The organism is Kitasatospora sp. NPDC041988 (assembly GCF_055588525.1).
In genome coordinates, this window is record NZ_JBVJCO010000046.1 from 1 (window position 1) to 19,917 (window position 19,917).

Genomic DNA, 19,917 nt, shown 5'->3' on the forward strand with positions numbered 1-19,917 from the left:
ACCACGCACCACACCCGGACCGTCCAACGAACGCAGCAACGAGGGATCACCCAGAACAACGGCCCGCTCCTCCAACGCGGCACGCGAGGTCACCAGGGCCCGGGCCACGTCGGCCGGCTCGGCCGCCTCCAACAGGCCTGCCACCTGCTCGGCCTGTGCCCGCAGGGCCTCCGGCGTCCGCGCCGAGAGCACGAACGGCAGCACCGCCGGGGCAGTCCCCGGCACGGCGTCCACACCGGCCGGCGCCTGCTCGATGATCACGTGCGCATTGGTCCCGGAGACACCGAACGCCGACACGCCGACCCTGCGCGGCCGGTCCACCTCGGGCCAGGCCTGCTCCTCCGTCAGCAGCCGCACCGCCCCCGCCGACCAGTCCACGTGCGGGGACGGCGCGTCCACATGGAGGGTGCGCGGCAGCACACCGTGGCGGATCGCCAGCACCGACTTGATCACGCCGGCTACGCCCGCCGCCGCCTGGGTGTGGCCGATGTTGGACTTCACCGAGCCGAGCCAGAGCGGCTGTTCCGGGGTGCGGTCCTGCCCGTAGGTGGCGAGCAGCGCCTGCGCCTCGATCGGGTCGCCCAGCGTGGTGCCGGTGCCGTGCGCCTCGACCGCGTCCACGTCCGCCGCCGCCAGTCCGGCCGAGGCGAGCGCCTGGCGGATCACCCGCTGCTGCGAGGGGCCGCTCGGCGCGGTGAGGCCGTTGGAGGCGCCGTCCTGGTTGACCGCCGAGCCGCGCAGCACCGCCAGCACCTCGTGGCCGTTGCGGCGCGCGTCGGAGAGCCGCTCGACCAGCAGCAGGCCCACGCCCTCCGCCCAGCCGGTGCCGTCCGCAGCCGCCGCGAAGGCCTTGCAGCGGCCGTCGGGGGACATCGCGCGCTGCCGGGAGAACTCGACGAAGGTGGTCGGAGTCGACATCAGCAGCACGCCGCCGGCCACCGCGAGGTCGGACTCCCCGGAGCGCAGTGACTGCGCGGCCAGGTGGAGCGAGACCAGCGAGGAGGAGCAGGCCGTGTCCACGGTGACCGCCGGGCCCTCGAAGCCGAAGGTGTAGGAGATCCGACCGGAGGCGACGCTCCCGGCGTTGCCGATGCCCAGGTAGGCCTCCAGTTCGGCGGGCACCTGCCGGCCGTCGGTCGCGTAGTCACGGCCGGAGATGCCGGCGAAGACGCCGGTCCGGCTGCCGCGCAGCGCGATCGGGTCGATGCCGGCGCGTTCGAAGACCTCCCAGGTGGTCTCCAGCAGCAGCCGGTGCTGCGGGTCGATGGCGGGTGCCTCGCGCGGCGGGACGCCGAAGAACTCGGCGTCGAACTCGCCGATGCCGTCGAGGAATCCGCCGTGCCGCGCGTACGAGGTGCCGGGCCGATCGGGGTCGGGGCTGTAGAGCCGGTCGAGGTCCCAGCCGCGGTCGGCCGGGAACTCGGTGAGCGCGTCCACGCCCTCGGTGACCAGCCGCCAGAGGTCCTCGGGCGAGCCGACGCCGCCGGGGTAGCGGCAGGCCATGCCGACGATCGCGACCGGGTCGTCGTCCACCGCCGCCACCGGGGCGACGGCATCGTCGTGCGGGGCCTCGCCCCACAGCTCGCCGGCCAGCCAGTCGGTGAGCGCGGCCGGGGTCGGGTGGTCGAAGACGGCGGTGGCGGGCAGCCGACGGCCGGTGACGGCGGTGAGCCGGTTGCGGAACTCGACGGCGGTGAGCGAGTCGAAGCCCTGCTGGCGGAAGGCCTTGGCGGGGTCGACGGCGTCCGCCGAGCGGTGCCGCTGGACGGCCGCCGCCTCGGCCCGGACGACGCCGAGCAGGCTGCGGCGGCGCTCGCCGGCCGGCAGGTCGCGCAGCCGGGCGAGCAGGTCCCCCTCGGCGACCGGCACGGCGGTGCCGGCGGCTGCCGGACCGGAACGGCGGACCAGTTCGGCGGCCAGCGGATGGTTCCGGTCGCGGAAGAGCGCGGACCAGTCGACGTCGGCGACCACCAGGTGGCTGTCGCCGTGGTCGAGGGCCTGGCCGAGCAGGTCCACGGCCTGCTCGGGCGGCAGCGAGGCCAGGCCGTGCCGGAGCAGCTGCTGTTCGGCGCCCTCGGCCGCGATGCCCGCACCCGCCCAGTGGCCCCAGGCGATCGAGGTGGCGGGCAGGCCGGCGGCGACGCGCTGCGCGGCGAGGGCGTCCAGGTAGGCGTTGCCGGGCGCGTAGTTGGCCTGTCCGGGGATGCCGCAGAGCCCGGCGAGGGAGGAGAAGAGCACGAAGGCCGTCAGGTCGAGGCCGGCCGTCAGCTCGTGCAACAGCCGGGCCGCGCCGGCCTTGGCGCGCAGGGCGAGGTCGAGCTGCCCGGGGGTGAGGGTGGGGATCAGGGCGTCGTGCAGGGCGGCGGCGGTGTGCACCACGGCGGTGAGCGGCAGCTCGGCGGGGATGCCGGCGAGTACCGCCGCCAGCTCCGCGCGGTCGGCGACGTCGGCGGCGGCGAAGCTCACCCTGGTGCCGAGGGCGGTCAGTTCGGCCTCCAGGACGGCCGCGCCGGGCGCTTCGGCGCCGCGCCGGCTGACCAGCAGCAGGTGCTCGGCGCCGCGGCCGGCCAGCCAGCGGGCGACGTGGCCGCCGAGGGCGCCGGTGCCGCCGGTGATCAGGGTGGTGCCGGTCGGCTGCCACGGCTCGGCGGCGTCGTCGGCGGGCGGGGCCGGGACGAGGCGGCGGGAGAAGGCGCCGGCGGGGCGCAGCGCCAGCTCGACCTCGCGGTCGGCGGAGGTGTCGGCGAGCAGCGCGGCGGCCTGCTGCCAGGTGTGCGGGTCGGGCTCGGCCGGCAGGTCCAGCAGGCCGCCGTGGAGGGCGGGCTGCTCGGCGGCGAGGATCGCGCCGAAGCCCCAGACCAGGGCCTGTTCGGGGTCGGTGACCGGGTCGGTGGGCCCGGTGGAGACGGCGCCCCGGCTGAGGTACCAGAGCGGTGCGGCGGTGCCGGTGTCGTCCAGGGCCTGGGCGAGCGCGACGTGGGCGGCGTGTGCCAGGGGGACGGCGTCGTGCCCGGGGAGCCGGCCCTCGCGCAGGCCGAGCAGCGAGACCACGCCGGCGACCGGCCCCACCGCGGAGAGGCGGGCGGCCAGCTCGGCCCGGTCGGGGCCGCCGGGCACCACGGTGACGTGGGCGCCGAGCGCCCTCAGGGCCGCGCTCAGCTCCGAGGTCCAGGGGTGTTCGGCATGGTTCTCGTCGGCGATGAGCAGCCAGTCGCCGGTGAGCCGGGGCGCGGCGGGCACGGTGGCCGGGCGCCAGGTGACGCGGTGGCGCCAGGTGTCGGCGGTGGTGGCGGCGCGCCGGCGGTCCCACCAGGAGGCGAGCGCGGGCAGCACGGGGACCAGCCGGTCGCCGTCCACGCCGATGGCCTCGCCGAGCCGGCCGGCGTCGCGCTCGGCGACCAGCTCCCAGAAGAGGCCGTCGCCGCCGGTCTGCGGGCCGGTGCCGTGCTCGGGCGAGCGGCTGGCGTCCAGCCAGTAGCGCTGCCGCTGGAACGGGTAGGTGGGCAGTTCGGCGTGGTGCGGGGCGGCGCCGGCGAAGGCGGCCGCCCAGTCGACGGCGACGCCGCGGACGTGCAGTTCGGCGACGGAGGTGAGCCAGCGGGCCCGGTCGCCGTGGCCGCGGCGCAGCGACCCGGTGACCACGGCATCGGTGACGCCGGCCGCGTCGAGGGTGTCCTCGATCGCGCCGGTCAGTACCGGATGCGGGCTGACCTCCACGAAGACGGTGTGGCCGTCCTCGGCGAGCCGCCGGGTGGCCTGCTCGAACCGGACGGTGTGCCGCAGGTTCCGGTACCAGTAGCCGGCGTCCAGGCCCGCGGTGTCCTGCCAGTCGGCAGTGACGGTGGAGAGCAGCGGGATCTCGCCCGTGCGCGGGCTGACGTCGGCGAGCAGGCCGAGCAGCTCGTCGCGCAGGGCCTCGGTCTGGACGGAGTGCGAGGCGTAGTCGATGTTGACGGGCCGGACGGTGGCGCCGTCGGCGGTGTAGACCTCGGTCAGTTCGGCGAGGGCGTCGAGGTCGCCGGAGACGACGGTGGACTGCGGGCCGTTGACCACGCCGATGGCGAGCCGGCCGGCCCAGGCGGTGATCCGCGCCTCGACCTCGGCGAGCGGGCGGGAGACGGAGACCATGCCGCCCCGGTGCGAGATGCGGGCGAGCAGCTTGGCTCGCAGCGCGACGATCCGGGCGGCGTCGTCCAGCGAGAGCCCGCCGGCCACGTAGGCGGCGGCGACCTCGCCCTGGCTGTGGCCGACCACGGCGTCCGGCCGGACGCCGTAGGCCTTCCAGAGCTCGGTGAGGGCGACCATGACGGCCCAGAGGGTCGGCTGGACGACGTCGACCTGGTCCGGGTCGGGGCCGCCGGGGACGCCGCGCACCACGTCCAGCAGCGACCAGTCGGTGTGCGGGGCGAGGGCGGCGCCGGCGTCGCGGAGGGCGGCGGCGAAGACCGGCTCGGTGTCGAGCAGTCGGGCGGCCATGCCGGTCCACTGGGAGCCCTGGCCGGGGAAGACGAAGACGGTCCGGCCGGGGGTGCCGGCCCGGCCGCGGACCACGCCGGGGGCGCGCAGGTCGGCGAGGCCGCCGAGTGCCCCGGGCCCGCCGACGAGGACGGCGCGCTCCTCCAGGGCGGCCCGCCCGGTGGCCAGGGTGTGCGCCACGGCGACCGGGTCGCCGGCGCCGGAGCCCGCGGCGACCCGGGCGGCGTGGGCGTCCAGCGCCTCGGGAGTGCGGGCGGAGAGGACGAACGGCAGGACGGCCGGGGTTTCGCCACGGTCCGCGGGGGCACCCTCGGGTGCCTGCTCGATGATCACGTGGGCGTTGGTGCCGGAGACGCCGAAGGCCGAGACGGCGGCTCGGCGCGGTCGGTCGAGGGCGGGCCACTCCTCCCGCTGCGCCAGCAGCCGGACCGTGCCGTCCGACCAGTCGACGTGCGGGGACGGCGCGTCCACGTGCAGGGTCCGGGGCAGGACGCCGTGGCGGATCGCCAGCACCGACTTGATCACCCCGGCCACGCCGGCGGCGGCCTGGGTGTGGCCGATGTTGGACTTCACCGAGCCGAGCCAGAGCGGCCGCTCGGCGGTGCGGCCGCGGCCGTAGGTGGCGATCAGGGCCTGCGCCTCGATCGGGTCGCCCAGCCGGGTGCCGGTGCCGTGCGCCTCGACCACGTCGACGTCGCCGGGCGTGAGCCCGGCCGCGTCCAGCGCCTGGCGGATCACCCGCTGCTGCGAGGTGCCGCTGGGCGCGGTGAGCTGGCTGCTGCGGCCGTCCTGGTTGACCGCCGAGCCGCGCAGGACGGCGAGCACCCGGCGGCCGTTGCGGCGGGCGTCGGAGAGCTTCTCCAGGACGAGCAGGCCGGCGCCCTCGCCCCAGCCGGTACCGTCGGCGGCGGCCGCGAACGGCTTGCAGCGGCCGTCCGGGGCCAGGCCGCGCTGGCGGCTGAACTCGATGAACATGCCGGGGGCGGCGAGCACGGTGGCGCCGCCGGCCAGGGCCAGCGAGCACTCGCCCGAGCGCAGCGCCCGGGCGGCGAGGTGCAGCGCGACCAGGGAGGAGGAGCAGGCGGTGTCCACGGTCACCGCCGGGCCCTCCAGGCCGAGGGTGTAGGCGATCCGGCCGGAGGCGACGGACGTGGTGGTGCCGGTGAGGACGTAGCCGTCGGTCTGTTCGGCGGGCAGGTGGTGCATGCTCGGCCCGTACTCCTGGGCGATGACGCCCGCGAAGACGCCGGTGCGGCTGCCGCGCAGGGCGGCGGGGTCGATCGCGGCGTCCTCCAGTGCCTCCCACGCGGTCTCCAGCAGCAGGCGCTGCTGGGGTTCGGCGGCGAGCGCCTCGCGCGGCGAGATGCCGAAGAACTCGGCGTCGAAGTCGCCCGCGTCGTAGAGGAATCCACCCTCGCGGGCGTAGCTGCGGCCGGGCTTGTCCGGGTCCGGGTCGTAGAGGTGGTCGAGGTCCCAGCCGCGGTCGGTGGGGAACGGGCCGACCACGTCGCGCTCCTCGGCGACCAGCCGCCAGAGCGCCTCGGGGGTGTCGGCGCCGCCGGGGAAACGGCAGGCCATTCCGACGATCGCGACCGGCTCCTCCTCGGCGGCACCTGCCGCGCGGGCCTCGGCGTCGCGCAGCCGTTGGCGGGTCTGGTGCAGCTCGGTGGCGACCTTGTTGAGGTAGTCGCGGAGCTTCTGCTCGTTGGTGCTCATCTCTGCGGGGCCTCTCTCAGGAAATTCCGAGCTCGTTGTCGATGAAGTCGAAGATGTCGTCGTCGCTGACGTCGGTGATGCGGGTGGCGAGGCCGTCGTCGGCCGGTTGCGGTGCGCCGCCGAGAGTCGCGAGCAGCGCGGTGAGCCGGGCGACCGCGTCCGCCCTGGTGTCCGGGTCCTCGGCGAGGGCGTGGAGGGCGCGTTCCAGCCGGTCGAACTCTTCCTTGGCGTCGGGCGGTTGGGGTGCCCGGGCGGGCGGGGCCAGCCGTTCGCGCAGGTGCGCGGCGAGGGCGGCCGGGGTGGGGTGGTCGAAGACGGCGGTGGTGGGCAGCCGCAGGCCAGTCGCGGTGTTGACCCGGTTGCGCAGCTCGATCACCCCGAGGGAGTCGAACTCGGCGTCCATGAAGCCGATGTCGGGCCGGATCGCGCCGGCGTCGGGGTGGCCGAGGACGGCGGCGGCGGTGGAGCGGACCAGGGCGAGCAGCAGCCGCTCCTGCTCGGCCGGCGGCTTGCCGGCCAGCTGCCGGCCGAGCACGGCCGGGCCGTCGGCGGATCCGCCGGCCGGGCGTGGGCGGTGCCGGACGAGGCCGCGCAGCAGGGGTGACAGTCGGTCGGCCGGGACGGCCGCGGTGTCCAGCCGGGCCGCGGCGAGCGCCGCGTACGGGGTGGTCAGCGCGGCGTCGAACAGGGCGAGCGCCTGCTCGTTGCCCATCGGGGCGAGCCCGGTGGCGGCCAGCCGCTCGGTCTCGGCGGCGCCGAGGCCGGCCGCCATCCCGCCGGCCTCCGCCCAGTGGCCCCAGGCCAGCGAGACGGCCGGCAGGCCACGGACCTTGCGGTGGTGAGCGAGTGCGTCCAACTGGGCGTTGGCGGCGGCGTAGTTGGCCTGGCCGGGGTTGCCGAGCAGGCCGACCGCGGAGGAGAAGAGGACGAACGCGGCCAGGTCCAGGTGCTCGGTGGCGCGGTGCAGGTGCCAGGCACCGTCGGCCTTGGGCCCGAGCACCGCGGCCAGCCGTTCGGCGGTCAGCGAGGTGAGCACGGTGTCGTCCAGCACTCCGGCCGTGTGGACCACGGCGGTCAGCGGGTGGTCGGCGGGGACGCCCGCAACCAGCGCGGCGACGGCCTCCGGGTCGGCGACGTCGCAGGCGGCGACGGTGGCCTCCGCGCCCAAGTCGGCGAGTTCGGCGACCAGTTCGCCGGCACCGGGCGCGGCGGTCCCCTGGCGGCCGGCCAGCAGCAGGTGCCGGACGCCGTGGTGGGTGGCCAGCCGGCGGGCGACCAGCCGGCCGAGGGCGCCGGTGCCGCCGGTGACCAGGACGGTGCCGCCCCCGGCGAGCGGCGCGGGCAGGGTGAGCGCGAGCTTGCCGGTGTGCCGGGCCTGGCTGAGCCGGCGCAGCGCCTGCGGGGCGTGCCGGACGTCCTGGGCGTGCACGGGCAGCGGTTGCAGAGCGCCCTGTTCGAAGAGGACGGCCAGCTCGGCGAGGATCGCGGCGATCCTCGCCGGGTCGACGTCGAACAGGTCGAAGGCCAGGTAGGCGGCGCCGTCGTGGTCGGCGGCGACGGTGGCCGGGTCGCGCCGGTCGGTCTTGCCCATCTCGACGAACCGCCCGCCGGGGGCGAGCAGCCGCAGCGAGGCGTCGGTGAACTCGTGGGCCAGCGCGTTGAGGACGACGTCGACGCCGCGGCCGCCGGTGGCCGTGCGGAACGCCTCCTCGAACTCCAGCGTGCGGCTGGAGGCGATCCGGTCGCCGACCAGGCCGAGCCCGCGCAGCGTCGCCCACTTGCCGGGGCTCGCCGTGCCGAGGACCACCGAGCCGCCGTGGCGGGCGAGTTGGACGGCGGCCTGGCCGACGCCGCCGGTCGCGGCGTGGACGAGCACGGTCTCGCCGGGCTTGAGCCCGGCCAGGTCGTAGAGGCCGTGGTAGGCGGTGAGGAAGGCCACCGGGGCGGTCGCGGCCTGGGCGTCGCTCCAGCCGGCCGGGGTGCGGGTGAGCAGCCGGTGGTCGGTGACGGCGACCGGGCCGAGGGTGCCCTGCACCAGGCCCATCACCTGGTCGCCGGGCCGCAGTCCGGTGACGCCGGGGCCGGTCTCCAGGACGGTGCCGGCCGCCTCGGCGCCGATCCGGGCGCCGCCGGGGTACATGCCGAGGGTGATCAGCACGTCGCGGAAGTTCAGCCCGGCGGCGCGCACGGCGAGTCGCACCTGGCCCTCGGCGAGCGGGAGTTCGGCCTCGGGGGCGGGCAACAGGGCGAGGCTGTCCAGGCTGCCGGGGCTCTCGGTGTCCAGCCGCCAGGCGGTCCGCTCGCCGGGGTCGAGGACGTCGGCCGGGCGGGTGCGGGCCAGCCTCGGCGCGAGGAGTTCGCCTGCCCGCAGGGCGAGTTGGGGCTCGCCGGAGGCCGCGGCCAGGGCCGACGGCAGGGCGGCGAGGCTCTCGGCGGTGCCGTCGAGGTCCAACAGGGCGATCCGTTCCGGGTGTTCGGCCTGCGCGGTGCGGACCAGCCCCCAGACGGCGCCGGCCGCCGGGTCCGGCACGTCCTCGCCGGGGTGGGTGGCGACGGCCTGCCCGGTGGCGAGCACCAGCGTGCCGCTGTGGTCGCCGGCCAGCCACTCCTGGAGCAGGGTCAGTGCCTGGCCTGCGGTGCCGACGGCGGCCAGCACGGTCTGCCCGGGCCCGGCCTCGGTGGTAGCGGCGAGCACCGGACGGCCCTCTGCGAGGCGCGCGGCCTCCTGGCCGAGGACGGCCCAGCCCTCCAGCGGCTCGGCGTCGTCGGCACCGGGCTGCCAGTCGAGCCGGTAGAGCGAGTCGGGGCCGGTGGCGGCCGGGGCGCGCAGGGTGAGCGCCGCGACGGAGGCGACCGGCACGCCGGCCGGGTCGGCCAGCTCCAGCGCGACGGTGTCCGGTCCGGCCGGGGCGATCCGCGCCCGCAGCGCGGCGGCGCCGGTGCGATGGACGGTCACCTCCCGCCAGGCGAACGGGAGCACCGTCCGCCCGGTGTCCTGGACGGCGGCGTGCAGGGCGGCGTCCAGCAGCGCCGGGTGCAGCGCGTACGGGGCGGCGTCGGTGACCGGGGCGATCTCGGCGAACAGCTCCTCGCCGAGCCGCCAGCCGGCGGTGAGACCCTGGAAGGCCGGCCCGTAGCGGTAGCCGCGCTCGGCCAACCGCTCGTACAGGTCCGTGAGTTCGAGCGCCTCCGCGCCGGCGGGCGGCCAGGCGGCGCCGGCCGGCGCCGGCGTGACGGTGGCGGCTGCGGCGGTGCCGGTCGCGTGGCGGGTCCACTCGCCGCCGTCGGTGTCGGGCTGGGAGCGGATCTGCAGCGGCCGCCGGCCGGTCTCGTCCGCCGCGCCGAGCAGCACCTGGAGCCGGACGCCGCCGCGGGCGGGCAGCGCCAGCGGGGCGGCGAGGTCCAGCGACTCCACCTGGGTGAGCCCGGCGCGCAGCGCGGCCTGGACGGCGAGTTCGAGGAAGGCGGTGCCGGGCAGCAGGACCACCCCGCCGACGGCGTGGTCGGCCAGCCAGGGGTGGGTCCGCAGCGAGATCCGGCCGGTCAGCAACCAGCCCTCGCCGTCGGGGAGTTCGGCGGCTGCGCCGAGCAACGGGTGGCCGGTGCCGGCCAGCCCGGTGTCTGCGACGGCCCGGCCGGACGGCTGGTCCAGCCAGTGCCTGCGCCGCTCGAAGGGGTAGGTCGGCAGGTCGGTGCGCGCCGCCGCGGCCGGGAGGACGGCCGGCCAGTCCACCGGCACGCCGTGGACGTGCAGCCGGGCCAGCGCCTCGGTGAGACTCTGCGGCTCGGGCCGGCCGGCACGCAGCAGGGGCACGAAGACGCGCGGCGTCTCGCCGCCCGCTCCGTCCAGACTCTGCTCGGCGAGCGCAGTGAGCACCGGGCCCGGGCCGAGCTCCAGGTAGGCGGTGGTGCCGAGGGCGTCGAGCGCGCGGACGCCGTCGTGGAACCGCACCGCCTCGCGGATGTGCCGCACCCAGTACTCCGGGTCGGTGAGGTCGGTGGCGGGCACGCCGGTCAGGTTGGAGATCACCGGCAACGTCGGTTCGTGGTAGGTGAGTTGCCGGGCGAGCGTGCGGAACTCCGCCAGCACGGCGTCCATCTGCGGCGAGTGGAAGGCCCGGCCGACCTGGAGCAGCCTGGTGCGCCGCCCCCGGGCCCGCCAGGCCTCGGCGAGCCGGCGGACCACGGCGGCGTCGCCGGAGAGGACGACGGCGGCGGGGCCGTTGACGGCGGCGATCGAGACCCGGTCGTCCAGCCCGGGCAGCACCTCCGCCTCGGTGGCCTGGACGGCGGCCATCGCGCCGCCCGCCGGCAGCGCCTCCATCAGCCGGCCGCGGGCGGCGACCAGGGCGACGGCGTCGGGCAGCGAGAGCACCCCGGCCAGGTGAGCGGCGCTCAGCTCGCCGATCGAGTGCCCGATCAGGTGGTCCGGCACCAGCCCGGACGCCTCCGCCAGCCGGTGCAGTGCGACATGCAGGGTGAACAGTGCGGGCTGGGTGTAGGCCGTGGTGTCCAGTAGAGCGGCCTGATCCGTCCCCGGCTCGGCGAACAGGACGTCCTTGAGCGGCAGGTCGAGGTCCGCGTCGAAGAGCGCCGCGATCTCGTCCACCGCCGTCGCGAACACCGGCTGCGCGGCGTACAGTTCGCGCCCGGCCCCGGCCCGCTGGCTGCCCTGGCCGGAGTAGAGGAAGGCCGTCCGGACGGTGCGGGCGGTGGTGGCTCGCACCAGCCCGGGGGCGTCGCGGCCCTCGGCCAGGGCGCGCAGGGCGGCGGTGCGCTGCCCGCGGTCGGCGCCGAGCACGGCGGCCCGGTGCGGGAAGTGGCTGCGGGTGGTGGCGAGCGCGTGGGCCAGGCCCGGCGGGTCCTGCTCGGCGAGGCCGAGCAGGCGGGCGGCCTGGGCCCGGACGGCCTCCTCGGTGCGGGCCGAGAGCAGCAGCGGCGCGTGCTCGTCCGCCCCGGGCGCCGGCTCAGGCGCGGGGGCCGACTCCGCCCCGGGCGCCGACGCCGGAGCGGGGGCCGAGGCCAGAGCGGGGGCCGGCGCTGCCTCCAGGATCAGGTGGGCGTTGGTGCCGCTGATGCCGAAGGAGGAGACCGCTGCCCGGCGCGGCCGGCCGGGCCCGGACTCCGGCCAGGGCGTGGTCCGGTCGAGCAGCCGGACCTCGCCCACCGTCCAGTCGACGTGCGGGGACGGCGCGTCCAGGTGCAGGGTGCCGGGCAGCTCGCCGTGCGCGAGCGCCTGCACCAGCTTGATCACGCCGGTGACCCCGGCGGCCGCCTGGGTGTGGCCGATGTTGGACTTCGACGAGCCCAGCAGCAGGGGATGCCGACGGTCCTGCCCGTAGGTGGCGAGCAGCGCCTGCGCCTCGATCGGGTCGCCCAGCGCGGTGCCGGTGCCGTGCGCCTCGACCGCGTCCACCTCGGCGGGCGTCAGCCCGGCCTGGGCGAGCGCCTGCCGGATCACCCGCTCCTGGGCGGGCCCGTTGGGGGCGGTCAGGCCGTTGGACGCGCCGTCCTGGTTGACCGCCGAGCCGCGGACGAGGGCCAGCACGCGGTGGCCGTGGCGGCGGGCGTCGGAGAGGCGCTCCAGCAGCACCAGGCCGGCGCCCTCGGCCCAGGCGGTGCCGTCGGCGGCGGCGGCGAACGGCTTGCAGCGGCCGTCCGGGGCCAGGCCGCGCTGCCGGCTGAACTCGGTGAACATGCCGGGCGAGGACATCACGGTCGCCCCGCCGGCGATCGCCAGGTCGCACTCGCCGCCGCGCAGCGCCTGGGCGGCCAGGTGGATCGCGACCAGGGAGGAGGAGCAGGCGGTGTCCACGGTGATCGCCGGGCCCTCCAGGCCGAGCGCATAGGCGAGCCGGCCGGAGGCGACACTCGTCAGGGTGCCGGTGAGGGCGTGCCCCTCGTAGCCGGTCGGCGTCTCGTGCAGCCGGGGGCCGTAGTCCTGCGGCATGACGCCGACGAAGACCCCGGTCCGGGTGCCGCGCAGGGTCGCCGGGACGATGCCGGCACGCTCGGTCAGCTCCCAGGCCGACTCCAGCAGCAGGCGCTGCTGCGGGTCCATCGCGGCGGCTTCGCGCGGGCCGAGGCCGAAGAAGGCGCCGTCGAACCGGTCGGCCTCGTAGAGGAAGCCGCCCTGCCGGGTGTACGAGGTGCCGGGGCGCTCGCCGTCCGGGTCGTAGAGCGCGTCGAGGTCCCAGCCGCGGTTCTCCGGGAACGGGCCGATCGCGTCCCGGCCGTCGCGGAGCAGCTCCCAGAGCTGCTCGGGGGTGTCGGCGCCGCCCGGCCAGCGGCCGCTGAGCGCGACGATGGCGACCGGGTCGTCGTCCAGTGCCCGGATCGGCGCGGTCCCGGGCCGGGCGCCGGCTGCGGAACCGCCCGTGCGCTCGGCCAGGTAGCCGGCGACGGCGCGCGGGGTGGGCCGGTCGTAGACCAGGCCGGCCGGCAGGGTGAGGCCGGTGGTCCCGGCGAGACGGTCGCGGAGCTCCACCGAGGCGACCGAGTCGAAGCCGAGGTCCTTGAAGGTGCGGTCCGGGTCGACGGCGTCCGGGCCGCTCTGGCCCAGCACGATCGCGGCGCCCGCACGGACCGCCGCCAGCGCGGACTCCTCGGTCAGGCCCGGCGCCTCGGTCGGGCCCACCTCCTTGGCCAGGCCGCCCGCCTCCTTGGCCAGGCCCGGCTCCTCGCTCAGGCCCGGCTCCTCGACGGCCCGGGTGTCCACGGCCCGGGTGTCCACGGCGCGGGTGTCCACGGCCGGTGCGGACCCGGCGGCCGGCGCCGGACGTGCGGTGGGCACGCCGTCCAGCCAGAGCCGCCGGCGCTGGAACGCGTACGTGGGCAGGCCGTCCACCCGCCGCTCGCCCGGCCCGTAGTACGCCGCCCAGTCCACTGCGCCGCCGCGGGCGAAGTGCTCGGCGAGCGAGCCGTGGAACTGGACGGGGCCGCCGTGGTCGCGGCGGAGCGTCCCCGTCACGGCCGCCGCACCGTCGGTGATCTGGCCCAGGCCCACCGTCAGCACCGGGTGCGGGCTGCTCTCCACGAACGCCCGGTGGCCGTCGGCGAGCGCGGCCCGCACCGCGCGCTCCAGCTGGACGGTCCCGCGCAGGTTGCGGTACCAGTAGTCGGCGGTCAGCCCGGCGGTGTCCAGCGGCCCACCGGTGAGGGTGGAGTAGAACGCCGTGCCTGTACTGCGCGGGCGGATCCCGGCCAGCAGGGCGGGCAGGCTCTCGCGCAGCGGCTCCATCTGGGCGGAGTGCGAGGCGTAGTCGACCGGCACCGGTTTGGCCCGCACCCCCTCGGCGCGGTAACGCTCGACGAGTTCGCCGACCGCCTCGCGGTCGCCCGAAATCACGGTCGCGGACGGGCCGTTGACCGCGGCGACCGCAACCGCCCCCGCGCCGCCGGCCAGCCGGGACGCCACCTCCTCGGCGGGCAGCGGGATCGCCGCCATCGCGCCCCGGCCGGTCAGGCCAAGCCCGGCGATGGCCTGCGCGCGCAGGGCGACCACCGCGGCGGCGTCCTCCAGCGAGAGCGCGCCCGCCACGTGGGCGGCCGCGATCTCGCCCTGGGAGTGGCCGATCACGGCGTCCGGGCGAACGCCCGCGGCCTGCCAGAGCGCGGCCAGTGAGACCATCACCGCGAACAGGGCCGGCTGTACGACGTCGACCCTCTCCAGCCCGGGCGCACCCGGCTCGCCGCGCAGCACCGCGCCCAGCGACCAGTCCACGTGCGGCGCCAGCGCCGCCTCACAGGCGGCCAGCTTCGCCGCGAACACCGGTGAGTCCGCGATCAGTTCACGTGCCATGGCGTCCCACTGCGAGCCCTGTCCGGGGAAGACCAGCACCGTCCCGCCGCCCTCGACGGCGCGCCCCTGTGCCAGGCCGGCCGCCTGCCCGCCCTCGGCCAGCGTTTCCAGCCCGGCCAGCAGCCCGGCCCGGTCGGCCGCGGTCACGGCGGCCCGGTACTCGAACGGCGTCCGGGTGGTGGCGAGGGCCCGCCCGAGGGTCGCCCGGTCCAGCTCGGGGCGCCGCGCCGCGAACTCCCGCAGCCGGGCGGCCTGTTCGCGCAGGGCGGCGGGCGTGCGGGCGGAGACCGGCCAGATCAGCGGGCCGGCCGGCGCCGCCGGGCGGCCCCCGGACTCGGCGCCGCCATCGGCGGCTTCGCGCGGCACGGCGGACGGCTCCGGAGCCGCCTCCGGCGCGTCCGCGACCAGGACGTGCGCGTTGGTGCCGCCCACGCCGAAGGAGCTGACGCCCGCGATCAGCCGGCCGTCCTCGTCCGGCCATGGCCCGGAGGCCGTGCGGACCGCGATGCCGAGCCGGTCGAACGGGATGTCCGGGTTGGGCGTGAGGAAGTTGAGGCTGGCCGGCAGCCGGCGGTGGCGCACCGCGAGCACCGTCTTCAGGAGCCCGACGATCCCGGAAGCACCCTCCAGGTGCCCCACGTTGGTCTTCGCCGAGCCGACCAGCAGCGGCCGCCCGGCGAGCCGCCCGGCGCCGAGCGCGTCCCCGAGCGCCGCTGCCTCGACCGGGTCGCCGACCCGCGTCCCGGTGCCGTGCAGCTCCACGTACTGGACCAGCGCCGGGGCGACGCCCGCCCGCCGCGCGGCCTCCCGGACCAGCCCGGCCTGGGCGGCCGCGCTCGGCACGGTCATCCCGTCCGTCGCGCCGTCGCTGTTGACGGCGCTGCCGAGCAGCACCGCGTGCACCGGATCGCCGTCGGCGACCGCCCGGGCCAGCGGCTTGAGCACCAGCAGGACGGCGCCCTCGCCACGGGCGTAGCCGTTGGCGCGGGCGTCGAAGGTGAAGCAGCGGTCGTCGGGCGAGAGCGCGCCGAAGCGGTCGACGGTCTCGGTGCTCTCCGGGGCCAGGTTGAGGTTGACGCCGGCCACCAGTGCCGTCTCCGACTCGCCGCTGCGCAGGCTCTCCAGCGCCAGGTGGACGGCGACCAGGGAGGAGGACTGCGCCGAGTCGACGGTGAGGCTCGGGCCGTGCAGGTCCAGCTGGTAGGAGACGCGGTTGGCGATGATGCCCCGGTTGAGGCCGGTGAGGCTGTGCCGGGTGATCGCGCCAGTACCGGTGGTCAGGGTGGTGTAGTCGGCGGCGATCGCGCCGACGAAGACGCCGGTGCGGCCGCCGGCCAGCGCGGCCGGGAGCACCCCGGCGTCCTCCAGTGCCTCCCAGGCGAGTTCGAGGACGAGCCGCTGCTGCGGGTCCGCGGCCGCCGCCTCGGCGGGCGAGATCCCGAAGAACTCGGGGTCGAAGCGGTCGACGTGGTCGAGGTGGCCGCCCGCGCGCGCCTCCTCACCGGCGGCGAACCGCCCGGGCGGGAAGGCCCCGACGGCGCTGCTCCCGGAGTCGAGCAGCCGCCAGAACGCCTCCGGGTCCGCCGCGCCCGGCAGCCGGCAGGCGGTACCGATCACGGCCACCGCCTCCGGCGAGCCGGGGGCGGGCACGGACGGGTCGGGGGATTCCAGGCGCGCCATGGTGATTCCACTCCTGAGGGCAAGTTGCTTCGTGGTGCCCTCAGCGTTCCGTCCGGCCGCGCCCTTCGGGCCCCTAGGCAACCCCTGTCGAACCCCTATGGCCTGCCTGGGCGGTGAGCGCCGGCGCACCGCCCGGAGCGTCCCCGGTGGGGCCCGCTCCCGAGCCGACCAGCCTGGCGAGGTCGACCCGGCGGCGGACCCCGAGCTTGCGGTAGACCCGGGTGAGGTGCTGCTCGACCGTGCTCACGGTGATGTAGAGCTTCCGGGCGATGTCCCGGTTGGAGAGGCCGCGGGCGGCCAGTTCGGCGACCCGGCGCTCGGCGTCGGAGAGGCCTGCCACAGGAGACTGGGAGGCGGTCGGCTGCTCGGCCGGAACGACGACCAGCGGCGGCGCGCCCCTGCGCCGGCGGTCGGACAGCCGGGCCCGGCCCGGGTCGCCGTCGCTCTGGTGCGCCTCGCTCAACTCGCTGAGCGTGGCAGCTAGTTCGAGTTCCGCCCCGGCCTCCTCCAGCAGGGTCACGGCCCGCTCCAGCAGCGGCGTCCGGTCCGACCGCTCCCCCGCCGCTGCGCGGACCCGCAGCGCGAGGCCACGGATCCGCGGATGCCCGGCCGGCCCGAGCCGGGCGAGCTGCTGCTCCGCCAGGACGGCCGCCGGGCGCGGCCGGCCGAGCGCGAGCTGCGCACGGGCCGCACCGAGCCGCCAGGGGGCGATCGCCGGCAGGTGGTCCAGGCCCCAGCGCGCCATCGCCTCGCCGCAGGCCCGGTAGTCGGCCAGCGCCTCCTCCGCCCGGCCGACGGCCAGCCGGTGGCCGGCGCGCGCGTACCGGTGGTGCAGGCCGGCCGGCGTCCGCGCCATCCCCTCCGGGGTGGCCAACTCCAGGAAGTGCGCGGCGTCCTGGTGCAGGCCGAGCGCGGTCCGGGCAGCCGCCATGGTGGAGAGCGGCAGGCCGACGGCCACTCCCCACGCCTCCGGCCGCACGTGCGCGAAGGCGGCGCGGGCCGCCTCGTCGGCTCCCTGCAGATCGCCCTGGCGCAGCGCGGTCTCGGCCCGCAGGGCGGAGAACAGGGCGTGCCAGTTGGGGCCGCAGCGCGCGCCGGTGCGCTCCGCCAGCGGGCCGCACCATCGGGCGGCGCGGTCGGCGCGGTCCGCGTAGAGCAGCACGGTGAGCGCCGCGGTCAGCGATTCGGTGCGGATTCCGCCCAGCCGGCCCACCCGCAGGATCAGCTCGGCCTCCGGGACGGCGTCCTCGGGCGCGGTGGTGCCGCCCAGCAGCGAGGCCAGCAGCCGCATGCCGTCGCCCCGGTGGTCGGTGGCCTGCTCCCGGTCGGGCGCGGGCAGCAGCGACGGGTACCAGTACGCGATCCAGGCGCGCAGGCCGTCGGCGGTGCCCGCATCGGCGGGTGCGGCCTCGAACCGCTCCAGCGCGGCGACGCCCTCCTCGGCGCGGCCGTGCCAGAACAGGTAGCGGATCGACTTCAGCTCGTGCCGCCGGGCGGTCTCCTCGTCCGCCACCGTGCCGGGCAGGGTGGGCACGCACTCGATCGCGGCGGCGCTGACCGCCCCGCCGGGCACCCCGAGGCCGGCGTCGCCCCCGGCGGTCCCGAAGCCCCCGGTGCTCGTGGGGCTGCTGCCGGCTGCCTTGACCGGGGCGTCCGGCCCGGGCGTGCCCGGCACGCCGTCCGGACCGGCCACGGCGCCCGAGCCGATCCCGTGCGCCGTACCGAAGCCCCCCGTGCTCGGCGCTCCCGCCGCGCTCTCGGCGCTTCCGGCCGAGCCTGCCACCACCACACCGAGGCCACCGAAGCCCCTCACCCCGGCCGCGCCGAACCCGCCGAACCCGCGCGTGCTCCCGAAGCCGCCCGTACTCGGGCCGCCGGCCTCCACGCCGGCCGGCACCGCGGGCGCGAGCGACAGCGGCAGCTGCGGCGCGGCCCGCGGCCCGGCTCCCGCCACCGGGGCCGCGGCCAGGGCCTCGTCCGGGGCGGCAACGGGAGCTGCGACCAGGACCGCCCACGGCGACCGCAGGTGCCCCTCCGCCACCCTCGCGTGCCCGACCACCGTCTCCGCCGCCGCCCCGGACACCCGCAGGAGCTCGCCCGCCCGCCGGTGCAGCCCGGCCAGCTCGTGCGGCCGCATCGCGGCCAGCAGGTCACCGGCGGCGGTCGGGTGGCGGAAGCCGCCGTCCCGGAAGAGGCCCGCCGACTGGAGCAGGTAGAGCGCCCTGGGCAGCGAGTCCGGGGCGAGCAGCAGCAGTTCGGCGAGGAGTTCGGGCGTGCTGGACGCACCGAGCACCGCGACGCCGCGGGCGTAGCGCAGCGCGAGCGGGTCGATCCGGTGCAGGCAGTGCATCAGCCCTCGCCGGTAGCCCTCCCCGACCGCCAGCTCCGTCGCCGGGGCCGGCCCGCCCACACGTTCCTGGTCACCGATCAGGGCCCGGACGAGCAGCGGGTTGCCGCCGGTCAGGGCGTGCGCGTCGGCGGCCAGCCGGGCGGCGGCCGCGTCGCCGAGGCGTTCCCGGAACAGCGCGGCCACGAGGTCCCCCGGGAGCAGGTCGAGCCGGATGTGCTGGTGGTGCGGCTGGCGGGCGAGTTCGACCTCGAAGAAGGGGTTGGGCGGGGTCATCGTCTCGCGCGAGCTCAGGACGGTGAGCACGCCGGCGTTGCGGGTACGGCGGACGAGGTAGAGCAGGAACTCCAGGGACTGCGGGTCGGTGTCCTGTCGGTCGTCGACCGCGATCAGGACGGGGGCGCGTTCAGCGAGCCCGCGGACGAGGGCGAACAGGCCCTCCAGTGTGCGTTGGGTGAGCCGGCCGGGTGCGCCGTCCGCCGTGGGGCGGGCGCCCTCGGCGGCGCCCTGGGCGAGCAGGGTCTCCGCCGCGGCCGCCTCCTCCGGTTCGAGGGCGGCGCCCTGGAGGAGCTGGCGGGCGAGGCCGAGCGGGAACTCGCGCTCCAGCGGCGAGCCGGTGCCGACGAGCACGGTCGCCCCGCGGTCCGCCGCGGTGTCGGTGAACGCGTACAGCAGGTCGCTGCGGCCGCTGCCGACGGACCCGTGCAGGACGATCACGCCTCCGGTGCCGGCCGTGCACCGGTCGAACGCCTCGTGCAGGCGCCGGTACTCGGGCTCCCGGCCGGCCGGCAGAGCTCTCGGGAGGTCACGTGGAGCGGGCGCAGGGAAGGTGGACATCCGTCCTCCTGAAGCAGGCGCGCAGGGAGGGCGGGCCGCGGGGCGCTCCTCCTCACGCGGGGTCGGGGTGAGGGGATCGGACGGACCGGCCGCGGTCCGGGCGTTCAGTTGCCCGGCCGGCCGGTCACCGTCGGCGACAGAGGGAGCTGGCGCGCCGACGCAGGTCGACGTCGAGCCTGGCCACCAGCCTGAGGCCCGCGCTGTGCCGCCCGCCCGCCCGCTGTTCCACGACCTTCTCCGTCCCCCGCCCACCCCGGCCATGACTGCGCTTGCGGCACGAGGCCATGCCGCCTGGCTCTCCCCGGGACGCCCCACCGCAGGGTGGGGGGGCCAGTCAGCCGGCCGGGGCCTGGGGCCTGTCCTCCAAGTCCCGCCTTCCCGGCGGCCCTGGGCTGACGTTCTTCGCCAGTCCCGAGTCTAGGAAGGCGTCGGCGATCCCGTCAATCGGCGTCCGGCCCGTCAGCAGCCACGTCACGGCGGGCCGGGCGCCCGGCGACACCCTCCCGCAAGATGGCGCAACACCGCTGCCACAGTGGGCCGGTGGGCGGTGGCCCGGTTTCGGCCGGCCCCCGAATTGACGGTTGGTCAGAAGCGGCAGGGTGGCCCCGGTGGAGGAATCCGCCCGGGGCACCGCGGCCGCGGCGGCCCGGCGGCGGCACCCCGGCCCAGCCGGCCCGGCGGCGGTTCGGGTACGGGAGGCGGCAGCCGGCACCCTGCACGGCGTGGCCCGCCACGCCGTGGACCCGGACAACGCCCGGCGCCTGTGGACGCTCTCGGAGGACCTGCTCGCGGACGCCGGCTGACCCGCCCGGCCGCTGCGGGTGGGCCGCCGGGCCGCACCTGCGGGACGGACGGCCGGCCATGGCTGGCGGCACCACACCCCGCGCCCGCACCACACGGGTGCCGCAGGAGTGACGGCCACCCCGCACGCGGGAGCTCCCCGGACCTGCCGGGCCTCGCGGCCGGTGGCCGGATCCGCCGGCGCGGTCACGCCGAGCAGCGGATCGGTCACCGGCCCGGCGGCGATCCGCCGAGGACACCGGCGACGGACCGAAGCCCG

4 protein-coding genes and 1 riboswitch are annotated in these 19,917 nt (G+C 77.4%); of the genes, 1 reads left to right on the forward strand and 3 read right to left on the reverse strand.

The annotated features are described in order from the left end of the window. From ACZ6NC_RS33230 to ACZ6NC_RS33240, 3 genes are all read right to left on the reverse strand, one after another. Positions 1-6,192, reverse strand: a 6,192-nt coding sequence (locus ACZ6NC_RS33230) for a type I polyketide synthase (RefSeq protein ID WP_465737577.1), incomplete at its 3' end; no start/stop codon positions are given. 16 nt (positions 6,193-6,208) lie between these two features. Next, entirely contained in the window at positions 6,209-15,673 is a 9,465-nt protein-coding gene (locus ACZ6NC_RS33235) for a type I polyketide synthase (RefSeq protein ID WP_465737578.1), read from the reverse strand. A 73-nt stretch (positions 15,674-15,746) separates the two neighbouring features. Next, positions 15,747-18,857, reverse strand: coding sequence for a helix-turn-helix transcriptional regulator (locus ACZ6NC_RS33240; protein ID WP_465737579.1), 3,111 nt, complete (start codon positions 18,855-18,857; stop codon positions 15,747-15,749). Positions 18,858-19,117: 260 nt separating this feature from the next. Then, a riboswitch (SAM riboswitch) is annotated at positions 19,118-19,228 on the reverse strand. A gap of 237 nt (positions 19,229-19,465) precedes the next feature. Here ACZ6NC_RS33240 and ACZ6NC_RS33245 point away from each other — a divergent pair. Then, entirely contained in the window at positions 19,466-19,660 is a 195-nt protein-coding gene (locus ACZ6NC_RS33245; RefSeq protein WP_465737580.1) for a hypothetical protein, read from the forward strand. Positions 19,661-19,917 lie beyond the last annotated feature (257 nt).

Bases quoted from the DNA above. Each gene is read 5' to 3' on its own strand.
- ACZ6NC_RS33235 (WP_465737578.1), bottom strand. From the start codon at position 15,673: ATGGCGCGCCTGGAATCCCCCGACCCGTCCGTGCCCGCCCCCGGCTCG.
- ACZ6NC_RS33240 (WP_465737579.1), bottom strand. From the start codon at position 18,857: ATGTCCACCTTCCCTGCGCCCGCTCCACGTGACCTCCCGAGAGCTCTG.